The following is an 11,455-nucleotide window of genomic DNA, read 5'->3' on the forward strand; positions in this document are numbered from 1 at the left end:
CGCCCCCGGGGGGGGCCGGGGCGGGCGGGGGGGGGGGGCGCCGCCGGGGGGGGGGGCCGCGGGCGGGGGGGGGGGCCCCCCGGGGGGGGGGGGGGGGGGCGGGGGGGGCCCCCCCGGCCCGCCCCCGGCCTCGCGTTGCCCTGCGCCGACACCCCTCTGACCTCCCCTTTCCTTGGGCCGGAGCCGTCCGCCGCACGTCCTTCGACGCCGTCCCCCTCCAGGCCGTCCGTGAGCCCGACCTCACAGAACCGGCTCTCCACCCGCTCGGACCTCGGGACATAGCCTTCCCATGGGGTGAGAATTTGCCCTATTCATCCCTTTTGTCCGATCCGTAGAGTGAGCCGGTCCCGAGCCCGCACCGCCGCTCGGAGCTCACTCGGCCCGGGGAAGGAGACGCCATGTCCGCCGACGCGGCACCCACCGCGGTCTCCGGTAACGCCGGGAGGACCACCGACCGCCTGCTCGGCGTGCTGATGGTCTTCGCCGAGACCGAGGAAGCCACGGCGGCACAGGTCGCCGAGATCACCGGCATCCCGGTCAGCACCGTCTACCGCATGTTGGAACGCCTCTCGGCGAGCGGCTTCGTACAGCGCCGGGACACCGGTCCCGCGTACGGAGCCGGGCCCGTGGCGGTCCGGTTCGCCGAGCGGTACCGCAGCGGCGCGCTGGAACGCACCTCGATCGGCCCCCGGCTGGCACGGCTCTCCCACGAGTCCGGAGAACTGGCGGCCTTCATGGTGCCGATGGGCACCGAGGCCCTGTGCGTGGACGCGGTCGAGGGGGCCCGGGTCCTGCGCTGCTGCTACACGCGCGGAGCCGTGCGGCCGCTGCTGCGCGGCGCCACGGCCGAGGCCCTGCTCGCCCACCTCCCCGAGTCCCGACGCGAGGAGGTGTACGCCGCCTACCGCCTGCCCGCCGCGCGGGTGCGGGGCCTGGAGGCGGCCCACCCCCTGGTGCGGGAGCGCGGGGTCGCGGTCAGCGAGAGCGCCCTCGACGAGGGCGTGTGGGGCGCGAGCTCCCCCGTGCTCGACGACTCGGGCGCCCTGAAGGGGGTCGTCACCGTGATGGCCCCGGCGGCGCTGACCGAGCGTCGGCGCCCCTACTACGTCCGCCTCGTCAAAGAGGCGGCGCGTGACCTGAGTGGAGGAACGATTTGAAGAGGGTGAATCCCCCCGTCTGGACCGGGCGCGACGACGGCCCCGGCTCCGGGCACCGGCGCTGGCACACCACGGTCCGCACGCTCGACGGCGCCGACCGACGCGGCACCGTGATCGTCGGCTTCGCCTCCGACGAGGGCGTGCGCAGGAACAAGGGCCGCACCGGTGCCGCCGAGGGCCCCGCCGCCCTCCGCCGGGCACTGGCCCCGCTCGCCCTGCACCGCGACGACGCCCTCTACGACGCGGGCGACGTCCTCGTGGACGACGGTGACCTGGAGGGCGGCCAGACCGCGCTCGGCTCGGTGGTGGCCTCGGCCATGGCCGACGGGCACTTCCCCGTCGTGTTCGGCGGCGGCCACGAGGTCGCCTACGCGAGCTACCTGGGCCTGGACGAGGGGCTGGGCGCGGACCGCAGCCGCACCCTGGGCATCCTCAACATCGACGCCCACTTCGACCTGCGCGAGGAGCCCGAGCCCACCTCCGGCACGCCGTTCCTCCAGATCCACGAGGCCGAACGGGCCCGCGGCCGCGACTTCCGCTACGCCGTCGTCGGCGTCAACGAGGCCGGGAACACCCCCGTGCTGTTCGACCGCGCCGACCGGCTCGGGGTCGAGTACCTCACCGACGACCAGTGCGCCGCCCACCACATGGAGCGGGTGCTGGGGTTCGTCCGCTCGTTCGTCGACTCCGTGGACGACGTCTACCTGACGCTCGACCTGGACGCCCTGCCCGCGTGGGTGGCCCCCGGGGTGAGCGCCCCGGCGCCGCTGGGCGTCCCCGCCGAGGTCGTGCAGGGCGTGGTCGAGGCGGTCGCCGCCTCGGGCCGGCTGGCCCTGTTCGACGTGGCCGAACTCAACCCGTCGCTGGACGTGGACGGACGGACCGCGCGCGTGGCCGCGCGCATGGTGGACCGCGTACGCGCGGCCAGAGGGCGGAGCGCATGAACATCTCCCTGGACCTGATCCAGACCACGACCCTGGCCGCCGGTCTGCTGCTCCTGGGCGAGTTCGCCCGGCGCCGTATCGGCTTCCTCCAGCGGTTCAGCATCCCCGGTCCGGTCATCGGCGGCTTCGCGTTCGCGCTGGCCGTGCTGACCCTGCGGGAGACCGGCGTGGCCCAGTTGGAGCTGGACACCACGCTGCAAGAGCCCGCGATGATCGCGTTCTTCACCACCATCGGCCTGGGCGCCAGCGTGAGCCTGCTCCGCAAGGGCGGCAAGCTGCTGATCGTCTACCTGCTGGCGTGCTGGACGCTGGCGATCCTCCAGAACGTCGTCGGCATCGGCATGGCGACCGCCCTCGGCCTCGACCCGGTGCTGGGCGTGATGGCCGGGGCCGTCGCCCTGGAGGGCGGGCACGGGGCCGCCGCCGCGTTCGGGCCCACCGCCGAGGCGCTGGGCACGGACGGCGCCACCGCCGTCGCGGTCGCGGCCGCCACGTTCGGCCTGGTCGCGGGTGGTCTGCTGGGCGGACCGATGGCCTCCTGGCTGATGCGGCGCCACGGGGTGAAGGTGCCGTCCGCCGCCGAGGTCGGGAACGGTCCGGTCGAGGTGGAGGAGCGCGAGGAGCCGGTGGGTTACGGTCCCCTGGTGAACACCGCCGTGCTGATCGGCACGGTGATGGTCGCCGGGGTCGCGCTGGGCACGTGGTTCAGCGAGGTGACCGGGTTCGTGCTGCCCACGTACGTGGGGGCCATGATCGTGGCCGCGCTGGTGCGCAACGTCGGTGACCGGTTCGGGCTGCGCATGCACCAGGGCGCCCTGACCCTCGTGTCGTCGCTGTCGCTGGGCCTGTTCCTCACCATGGCCATGATGGGGCTGCGGATCTGGGACCTGTACGCGCTGGCCCTGCCGCTGGTGCTGCTCCTCGCGGTACAGGTGATCGTGCTGCTGCTGTTCGTCGCCCTGGTGGTCTTCCGCGTGCTGGGCAAGGACTACGACGCCACGACGATGGTGGCGGGCATGGTCGGCCACGGTCTGGGCGGCACCCCGAACGCGATGGCGAACATGGACGCCTTCAACCGCCGTTTCGGGGTTCGTTCGGAGAAGGCCTTCCTGATCGTCCCGTTGGCGGGCGCGGTGCTGATCGACATCGTGGCGCTGCCGTGGATCGTGTGGTGCATCAACGCGGTGGCCTGACCGAACGTCGCCGCCGGGGCTCCGGGTCGTCGTCGACCCGGGGCCCCTCGTCGTTGCGGCGCCCGGCTCCCCGGCGCCGCGCGTGGTGACCGGCCGCGGGCACTCCTGGCCCCCGTGGGGTTACTCCAGGGCGGGCGGCCCCGGTGAGCGCTGCCGGGACAGCTCTGTCAGCAGCCCGCCGAGCAGGGCGGTCTCCTCCTCCGTTCCGACGGAGACGCGCAGGCGCCCCGGGTATCCGAGCAGCGAGCACTCGTGCACCTGGACGCCGCGTTCGGAGAGCCACCGCTGGATACGGACGGCCTCGGCCGGGTCCGGGCACCGGGCCACGACGAAGTTGGTCCGGGTGCGCAGGACCTCGACGAACAGTCCCGAGGAGGCAAGGAGGTCCGCGAGGTGCTCCCGCCCCCGGACCACCCGGGCCCGGTGCCGTTCCAGGTAGGCGTCGTCGCCGATGGCCGCCGCCGCCAGGTGGAGGCTGACCGCGTCCGCCGAGTAGAACCGCTGCCGCTCCCGCAGCCGGGCCGCGAGCCGGGGCGGGGCGGCCAGTACGCCCAGGCGCAGTCCGGCCAGCCCCAACGACTTGGACAGGCTGCGGAAGACGCAGAGGTTGTCCCACTCCCCCAGGCGCGGGACGTACCCGGGCTCCTCGGAGAAGTCGACGTAGGTCTCGTCCACGCAGACGTAGTCGACGCGGTCGGGCAGCGCGTCCAGCCACGCGCCGGAGACGATCGTCCCGGTCGGGTTGTTGGGTCGGGCGACGAAGACGACCCCGTGCGGGCCGACCCGCTCCGGGACGACCGAGGGCTGCCCGTCCTCGCGCAACGGCAGCCGGGTGACGGGCACGCCGTGGGTCTCCGGGCGCGTCCAGAAGGCGTCGAAGCCGGGAACCGTGCACCACACCCGGTCGGTGAGCGAGGTCAGCAGGTCGATGGCCTCGTCGACCCCGTTGGTCAGGACCAGGGACTCCGGCCGCACCCCCCAGTGCCCGGAGATCTCCGTGCGCAGCCGGTCGCTCGCGCCGCGCGGGTAGCGGTGCAGGGTGTGCTGGAGGGCGAGGAGCCGGTCCACCGCGGACGGGGGCGGGCCCAGGGGGGACTCGTTGGAGCTCAGCTCGGCCCCTCCGGGTACGGGCTCCCGGTCGGCCTGTGCGCGTGTCTCGATCAACGGGCCCCTCCGGCGTCGGCCCGCAGTCGGTACCCCAGCAGGAAGCCGGTGGAGTCGACGCGGGGGTCCGCGGTTCGTTGCCGTTCCACCTCGGCCCCCGCCTCCGTGAAGAGCTCGTGCCAGAACCGGTCCCGTTCCAGGCGCTGTTCGGTGAGGTAGTGCACCAGGAAGTAGGGGTTGTAGTAGGCCAGGGCCAGCCGGTGGGCCATCGCCGTGCGGTCGTCGATGCGGTTGTCGACCTCGATCACGATCCAGTGGGCGTCGGGGCGGTGCGCGAACACCTCGCGCACGAGGCCGACCACCGCGTCGCGGCCCCGCTGTTCGAGAAGTTCCTGGAGGACGAACGCGGAGACGAGGCAGACGGGGCCGGAGCCCAGGTCGAGTTCGGGGGCGTCCTCCGCCCCGGCCACTCGAAGCCGGACGCGGTCGTCCAGGCCGCGTCGGCGCATGAGCTCCTCCCCCGCGCGCACGCTGGCCGGTTCGGGGTCGACGCCGACCGCGGGCAGGTCGGGCAGGAGCTCCATGAGGTCGGCCAGGGAGCTTCCGTCCCCGCAGCCCAGGTCCACCACGGAGGCGAAGCGGTCGCGGACCTCCTCGATCAGGTCGACGATCACGGGGTAGGCGTCGTACTGGCTGATGCCGCAGCTGCCGACGCCGACGTCCAGCCCCGACCGGGTGGCGAAGCCCGCGCCCTCGCGCAGGGTCTGGCCGAGTTGTTCGAAGGTCTGGGTGTAGCCGCCGACGAGGAGTTTGTACCAGGAGGAGAACACGGCGGTCTCCTTCGCCTTCTCCTCCAAGGAGAATACGCCGTCGTTCTCGCTCAGGTAGCCCTCGTTCGCGAGATAGTGCAGCACCCCCTCCAGGCGTCGGGGCTGAAGGGAAAGGGATACGGACAACTGCTCGGCGGTTCGGGGACCCGCGGTGAGCTTTTCCTGGATTCCGGAATCCATGAACTGGTGGAGTACCTGCGCCAGAACGAAGTACCTGACCGGCTGCAAAGCCTCCACCAGCCTGATCTCCAGCCCGGATTTCATGGTTTCAGGCATGACGAATCCCTTCGCGATCATTGCGCGTGATGTGCCTGGGCCCCGGTTCGGTTAAAGGCCCGGGTCGGCCGTGACGACGTGCAGTGCGAGCAGGACGAGGGCGAGCCCGCAGACGGCCTGGACCGTCCGGTACCACACGGGTTGGTGGAGGCGTCGGAGGGCGTGGTGGGCGAAGAGGGAGAGGGCTCCGAGCCAGGTCGCCACCAGGAGGGAGTCGACGAGACTGAGGAGCATCATGGCGGGCATGGGCGCCCATCCCTGCGGAACGAACTGGGGCAGGACCGCGAGGAAGAAGAGTCCGGCCTTCGGGCTCAACAGGTCGGCGAGGAGCCCTTGCCGGAAGGCCTTGTACCTGGTGGCCGGGCGTGTGCGAGTGCGACTGGCGGAAGTCCGACCGGCCGCCGGGGCCGTGTCGGGGGCGGGCTCCGCGGAGGGGGCGGCGGGGTCGGGGGGTGTGACGGGATCAGGGGAGGGCGGGCGCTCGAGGGCCGTCCGCACCCCCAGGTAGGCGAGGTAGGCCGCGCCCGCGTAGCGCAGGACGCCCAGCGCGGTGTCGGAGCCCGCCACGAGCGAGGCGACGCCGAGCGCGGCGGCGAACCCCCACGCGAGCGAGCCGAGGGCGGCCCCCGCGGACGCGGCGAGCGCGGGCCGCGCCCCGTGCACGATGCCGTTTCTCAGGACGATCACCGTGGCCGGTCCGGGCGTGACGATGACAATGGCCGAGAATACGACAAAGGACACCAAAGCCTGCTGAGCGTCCATACCACTCGTTTCGCGAGGATGCTCATTCAGATACGCGCACACGCTATAACGCACCGTGAGAACAGACAAGAGACCAAGGCACGGTTTCTTCCCCGACCCGCCCGGGAAGCGCGTTTCGCATATGAGGGTTTCACGCCGATTAATGGAACAAGAAGGCCATTTTAACCATCACACAACGCCGGACCGCCGATCGGCGGGGTGACCTCGGAGCCCCATTCGGGAAAAGCTGGCCGTCCAGGTACGACGCGGCCGCGCGACCTGCCGACCACCGATACCTCAGCGTGATATCACATGTGCTGACAGTAGCCATTCGGGCCGCGGTCGGACCTTCCGGTGCCGTCCGCGCGGCCCCCCACGACCCCCGTGTCCACCCTCGACGTCTGTCCGGTGCCCGCTCCGCCGCACAGCACACCCCTGCCCCGACCCGGCGCCAGCGTGCCCGCAACCGTGGAGAAGACCCCGTGAGCCAGACCAGCCGTCCCCCGACCGCTCCGTCCCCCGAGGAGGCGCCGTGACACGTGAGGCCGTCGTCACCGGAATCGGGGTGGTCGCCCCGGGGGCGACCGACACGGCCGGGTTCTGGGAGATGCTCACCGCGGGGCGGACCGCGACCCGGGGCATCACCCTCTTCGACCCGACCGGTTTCCGCTCCCGGATCGCCGCCGAGGTCGACTTCGACCCCACGGCGCACGGGCTGGACCCGCACGAGGTCGAGCGCATGGACCGCTACGCGCAGTTCGCCGCCGTCGCCACCGCCGAGGCCCTGGCCGACAGCGGCCTGCGCCCGGCCGACCTGCCGCCCTGGCGCCTCGGCGTGAGCATGGGGACGGCGGTCGGCGCGACCACCCGGCTGGACCGCGAGTACGCCACGATGAGCCGGGGCGGCGCCGACTGGGTCGTCGACCACCGCGCCGCGGGCCCCCACCTGGAACGGGCCCTGTCACCGAGCACGCTCTCCGGGGAGATCGCCGAGCGGGTCGGTGCGCGCGGACCGGTGCGCACGGTCTCCACCGGCTGCACCTCCGGCCTCGACGCGGTCGGCTACGCGGCCCAGGCGATCGAGGACGACCTCGCCGACGTGGTGGTCGCGGGTGCCGCGGAGTCCCCCATCTCACCCATCGCCATGGCCTGCTTCGACGCCATCAGGGCGACCTCGGACACCAACGACGACCCCGGGCACGCGTCCCGGCCGTTCGACCGGCACCGGAACGGCTTCGTCATGGGCGAGGGGGCGGCGATCCTCATCCTGGAGGAGGCGTCCGCGGCGCGGCGCCGGGGCGCACGCGCCCGGTGCCGGGTCGCGGGCTTCGCCAACCACGGCAACGCCTTCCACATGACCGGCCTGCGCCGTGAGGGGACGGAGATGGCCCGCGCCATCACGACCGCGCTGGACCAGGCGCGACTTCCGGCCACCGCGGTGGACTACGTCAACGCGCACGGGTCCGGGACCGTGCAGAACGACCGGCACGAGACCGACGCGGTCAAGCGCGCCCTGGGCGAACACGCCCGCCGGACCCCCATGACCTCCATCAAGTCGATGGTGGGGCACTCGCTGGGGGCGATCGGCTCCATCGAACTGGCCGCGTGCGTGCTGGCCATGGACACCGGGGTGGTGCCGCCCACCGCGAACCTGACCTCCCCCGACCCCGAGTGCGACCTGGACTACGTGCCGCTGACGGCGCGGGAACGGAGGGTCGACGTGGTGCTGTCCGTCGGCAGCGGCTTCGGGGGTTTCCAGTCGGCGGTCGTCCTGGACCGGGGAAGCGAGGTGCGGTCATGAGCCTGGTGATCACGGGACTGGGCGTGGTCTCGCCCTCGGGAACGGGAACCGACGGGTACTGGGCGGCGCTCTCCGAGGGCCGCTCGTCCATCGCCCCGCTGACCGGCTTCGACACCGACGACTTCCCTGTCCGCCTGGGCGGCCGAGTGCGCGGCTTCGACCCGCACGAGCACCTGGACGGCCGCTTCGTCGTCCAGACCGACGCGTTCACCTGGTTCACGATGGTGGCCTCCCAGGAGGCGCTGACCGACTCCGGGTTCGACGTCGCCGCCGACCCCTACGCCACCGGGGTGCTGCTCTGCTCCGGCACCGGCGGCGGCGAGTTCGGCCAGCGCGAACTCGCCTCCCTGTACGGAAGGGGCCCCAGCCACGTCGGGCCCTACCAGTCCATCGCCTGGTTCTACGCGGCCAGCACCGGGCAGGTGTCGATCCGCAGCGGCCTCAAGGGCATGTGCGGCGTACTGGTGACCGACGAGCCGGGCATGCTCGACGCCCTCGGCCAGGCGGGTCAGGCACTGCGCCGGGGCGGCTCCGCGATGCTGGTCGGCGCGGGCGAGTCCGTGCTCGGCGCGCCCTACTCGCTGGCCTGCCAGGCGGCGTCTGGTGTGCTTGACGACGGCGACGACCCCGAAACGGCCTACCTCCCCTTCACCGAGGGGACCCGCGGCTACGTGCCCGCGGAGGGCGCGGCCGTCGCGTTCGTGGAGGAACGGGCGCACGCCGAGGCACGCGGGGCCCGGGTGCGCGCCGTCGTCGCCGGGCACGCGAGCGCCTTCGGCGGGGTCGGCGGCCTCGACCCCGGCGGTGAGGGCCTGCTCCACGCGGCCCGGGGGGCGATGCACCGCGCGGGGGTCGCTCCGTCCGAGGTGGACGTGGTGTTCGCCGACGCCCTGGGGGTGCCGAAGGCCGACGCCGACGAGGCCGCCGCCCTCCGGCTCCTCTTCCCCGACGGGGTGGCGGTCACCGCGCCCAAGGCCGGTTTCGGCCGGGCGCACGCCGGGGCGGGGGCTCTCGACGTGGCCGCCGCCGTCCTGAGCCTGGAGCACCAGACCGTCCCGCCCACCCCCCGGGTCCCCGACCCGCCCTCCGGACTCGACCTCGTGGTCCGGGTGGCCCGGCCCGCACGCCTGCGGCACGCGCTGGTCCTGTCCAGAGGGGCGGGCGGCGGGGTCTCGGCGGTCGTCCTCACCAGCCCGCACCACGTCTGACATCCGAGATTCGAGATCCGAGGAGAAGCATGGCGCAGGAACACGTCACGTTGGAGGAGCTGGTGGAGCTGATCTCCACCAGCGCCGGGGTCCGGACCGACGCGGAGACGGCGGCCGACCTGACCTTCGACGAGCTGGGGGTCGACTCCCTCGGCGTCCTCGGCGTCGTCGCCGAGATCGAGCGCAGGGTGGGCCGCAGGTTGGGCCCCGAGGCCGAGCTGTCGCCCTCCCCCAGCGCACTGATCGCCCTCGTCAACGAGGGCTCCCCTACTTCCGTGGAAAGTGTGTGATCACGATGGCCGTCGACGTCAGGTACAGCGTCGTCATCGACGCCCCCTACGACCTCGTCTGGGAGGTGACCAACGACGTCGCCTCCTGGCCCGACCTCTTCCCCGGTCACGCCTCCGTGGACGTGATCCACCGGGAGGGGGACACCGTCAGGTTCCGCATCACCAAGCACCCCGACGAACAGGGCCGCGTGATGACCTGGGTGTCGGACCGCACCACCTACCAGGACGCGGGCGAGGCCCGGGCCGTGCGGGTGGAGACCGGACCGTTCGACTACATGCACCTGAACTGGATCTACGAGGACCGGCCCGAGGGCGTGGGCCTGACCTGGCACTACCAGTTCACGACCAAGCCGGGCGCGCCCTACGACGACGCCCGGATGCGGGAGCACTTCGACGAGAGCGCCCCGAGGGAGCTGGCCGGTATCAGGGACACCCTGGAGGCCAGGGCCCGGCAGCTGGCGGACGACCCGGTCTCCTGACCCGACCGCCCCTTCGGGGGCCTGCGACCCGACCGGCCGCCGTGACGGCGCCGGACGGGCGCGGGCCCCCGCGCGTCCCGGGGCTCAGGCGTCCGGGCGCCAGGTACCCCGCGCGACGTCGGGGACAAACCCCGCGAGGAGTTCGAGGGTGGCCGGGTCGGTGAGGTCGACCCGGCGGCCCTCCTGGGCGGACAGGTAGGCCGCCATCAGCAGCCGGGTGACGTCCCGGCCGTCGTGGAGGTCCTCCCTCGGCGGCTTTCCGTCGAGGAAGCGCTCGACCATGTGCCGGTTCTCCTCGGTGTACCCGTAGGTCGCGGCCTCGTCCGGCACCACCGGCATGAGTCCGCCCTCGGCGTTCTGCTTCTCCACGAGGTCCTCGCCGACCCCGCCGGCGATCTCGCGGCTGAGGAACACCCGCGACTCGGTGTCCAGGGTGTTGGAGGACATGGAGTACTCCGGGCCGAGGAGCTCGTAGCTGAGCCGCAGCCCCGCCCCGACGTAGCTCCAGGAGGTGGTCGCCTCGGCGATCACCCGGTGGCCGTCGCCGTTGACGTAGACCACGGTGGCCCGGGCGTAGTCCTCGGACGGGCTCCTGCGGTAGTCCACCTCCGGCCCGAACCGGCGGGCCAGCTCGTCCGCGTGGTGCGGCCGCGCCCACTTCAGGCACGCGATGGTGGCCTCCACGCTCACCGGCCGCAACCAGTCCCGGGCCCGGGTGCCGGGCGGGGTGAGCAGGTACCGGGACGCCTCGACGCTGTGGCACATCATGTCGTTCAGGACCCCGCCGCCCTGGTGCTCGCCCTGCCAGAACCACGCCCGGTGGGGTCCGCTGTGCTCCTCGGCGCACCGTGCGAGGTAGGGGGAGCCGGACGCGGAGGCGCCGCGCGCCCACACGAGTTCGTGGGCGCGCGTCACTCCGGGGGCGAAGACCTGGTTCTCCAGGTAGCCGTGCAGCAGCCCGGCGTCCTCCACCAGCCGCAGGACCTCCTCGGCCTCGGCGACGGTACGGCCCAGGGGCTTCTCGATGGCGACGCCCCGCAGCTCGGCCCGGCCCGACGCGACCTCCTCGCAGATCGCCCGGACCGTCTCCACCCGCACGTGGTTGGGGGTGGTCACCCACACCGCCTGGACGGCGGGGTCGCGCACCATCGCGCGCACGTTGTCGTAGGCGGCGGGGTCGCCCACCCGCAGCTCCCGGGCCAGGTCCGCGACCTGGCCCACGGTCTCCGCCGTCCGGCCGCACACCGCCACCACGTCCGCGTCGCGTACGCCCCGGAAGGAGCGGGTGTGGAAGTCGGCGATGAACCCGCTGCCGACGATGCCGACGCCGAGCCGACCGTTCACTGAAGTCACGTTGGAGTCTCCCCATCGAGTTGGTGGTGCGAAGGTGTGGCGGGCCGCGACGGCGCGGGGGGTGTCCGCGTCACGGCCC

General features: G+C 73.0%; 11 protein-coding genes. 7 read left to right on the forward strand and 4 right to left on the reverse strand.

All coding sequences use genetic code 11. The annotated features are described in order from the left end of the window. Positions 1-398 precede the first annotated feature (398 nt). From ACFYL4_RS23880 to gltS, 3 genes are read left to right on the forward strand one after another with little or no spacing between them, the layout of a single operon-like run. Positions 399-1,157 carry an IclR family transcriptional regulator gene (locus ACFYL4_RS23880; RefSeq protein WP_387521196.1) on the forward strand — a complete coding sequence of 253 codons (759 nt, stop codon included), beginning with the start codon at positions 399-401 and terminating at the stop codon, positions 1,155-1,157. 5 nt (positions 1,158-1,162) lie between these two features. After that, positions 1,163-2,101: a formimidoylglutamase gene (hutG, locus tag ACFYL4_RS23885; protein ID WP_387521199.1), complete on the forward strand. Its 939-nt coding sequence runs from the start codon at positions 1,163-1,165 to the stop codon at positions 2,099-2,101. Beyond that, positions 2,098-3,294, forward strand: coding sequence for a sodium/glutamate symporter (gltS, locus tag ACFYL4_RS23890; protein WP_387521202.1), 1,197 nt, complete (start codon positions 2,098-2,100; stop codon positions 3,292-3,294). The genes hutG and gltS overlap by 4 nt, the downstream gene beginning before the upstream one ends. Positions 3,295-3,414: 120 nt before the next feature. Here the strand turns inward: gltS and ACFYL4_RS23895 are convergent, their stop codons facing one another. From ACFYL4_RS23895 to ACFYL4_RS23905, 3 genes are read right to left on the reverse strand one after another with little or no spacing between them, the layout of a single operon-like run. Beyond that, positions 3,415-4,458, reverse strand: a complete 1,044-nt coding sequence (locus ACFYL4_RS23895; protein WP_387521205.1) for a pyridoxal phosphate-dependent aminotransferase — start codon at positions 4,456-4,458, stop codon at positions 3,415-3,417. Beyond that, the gene (locus ACFYL4_RS23900; RefSeq protein WP_387521208.1) at positions 4,455-5,504 is read right to left on the reverse strand and encodes a 2-ketoarginine methyltransferase; all 1,050 of its coding nucleotides are present in this window, start codon (positions 5,502-5,504) and stop codon (positions 4,455-4,457) included. Before ACFYL4_RS23900 ends, ACFYL4_RS23895 begins: the two co-directional genes overlap by 4 nt. A 51-nt stretch (positions 5,505-5,555) precedes the next feature. After that, a complete protein-coding gene (locus ACFYL4_RS23905) occupies positions 5,556-6,245 on the reverse strand; it encodes a LysE family translocator (RefSeq protein ID WP_387521211.1) in 690 nt (229 codons plus the stop codon). 532 nt (positions 6,246-6,777) lie between these two features. Here ACFYL4_RS23905 and ACFYL4_RS23910 point away from each other — a divergent pair. From ACFYL4_RS23910 to ACFYL4_RS23925, 4 genes are read left to right on the forward strand one after another with little or no spacing between them, the layout of a single operon-like run. Beyond that, complete coding sequence (locus tag ACFYL4_RS23910; RefSeq protein WP_387521214.1) at positions 6,778-8,046, forward strand: beta-ketoacyl-[acyl-carrier-protein] synthase family protein; 1,269 nt, start codon at positions 6,778-6,780, stop codon at positions 8,044-8,046. Further along, on the forward strand, positions 8,043-9,254 hold the full coding sequence (locus ACFYL4_RS23915) for a beta-ketoacyl synthase N-terminal-like domain-containing protein (RefSeq protein WP_387521217.1): 1,212 nt from the start codon (positions 8,043-8,045) through the stop codon (positions 9,252-9,254). Before ACFYL4_RS23910 ends, ACFYL4_RS23915 begins: the two co-directional genes overlap by 4 nt. Positions 9,255-9,283: 29 nt before the next feature. Beyond that, positions 9,284-9,544: an acyl carrier protein gene (locus tag ACFYL4_RS23920; RefSeq protein ID WP_387521220.1), complete on the forward strand. Its 261-nt coding sequence runs from the start codon at positions 9,284-9,286 to the stop codon at positions 9,542-9,544. A gap of 5 nt (positions 9,545-9,549) precedes the next feature. Then, positions 9,550-10,023 carry an SRPBCC family protein gene (locus ACFYL4_RS23925; protein ID WP_387521341.1) on the forward strand — a complete coding sequence of 158 codons (474 nt, stop codon included), beginning with the start codon at positions 9,550-9,552 and terminating at the stop codon, positions 10,021-10,023. An 84-nt stretch (positions 10,024-10,107) separates the two neighbouring features. On the opposite strand, the gene ACFYL4_RS23930 is transcribed toward ACFYL4_RS23925, so the two are convergent. Next, positions 10,108-11,376, reverse strand: a complete 1,269-nt coding sequence (locus tag ACFYL4_RS23930; protein ID WP_387521223.1) for a Gfo/Idh/MocA family protein — start codon at positions 11,374-11,376, stop codon at positions 10,108-10,110. Positions 11,377-11,455: the final 79 nt, after the last annotated feature.

The sequence above is a fragment of the Nocardiopsis sp. NPDC006938 genome, assembly GCF_042869555.1.
Classification (GTDB): domain Bacteria; phylum Actinomycetota; class Actinomycetes; order Streptosporangiales; family Streptosporangiaceae; genus Nocardiopsis.

What these genes read in the sequence shown, in the direction of transcription:
- ACFYL4_RS23920 (WP_387521220.1), top strand. Translation starts at nt 9,284, where the DNA reads ATGGCGCAGGAACACGTCACGTTGGAGGAGCTGGTGGAGCTGATCTCC.
- gltS (WP_387521202.1), top strand. Translation starts at nt 2,098, where the DNA reads ATGAACATCTCCCTGGACCTGATCCAGACCACGACCCTGGCCGCCGGT.
- ACFYL4_RS23900 (WP_387521208.1), bottom strand. Translation starts at nt 5,504, where the DNA reads ATGCCTGAAACCATGAAATCCGGGCTGGAGATCAGGCTGGTGGAGGCT.
- ACFYL4_RS23925 (WP_387521341.1), top strand. Translation starts at nt 9,550, where the DNA reads ATGGCCGTCGACGTCAGGTACAGCGTCGTCATCGACGCCCCCTACGAC.
- ACFYL4_RS23915 (WP_387521217.1), top strand. Translation starts at nt 8,043, where the DNA reads ATGAGCCTGGTGATCACGGGACTGGGCGTGGTCTCGCCCTCGGGAACG.
- ACFYL4_RS23880 (WP_387521196.1), top strand. Translation starts at nt 399, where the DNA reads ATGTCCGCCGACGCGGCACCCACCGCGGTCTCCGGTAACGCCGGGAGG.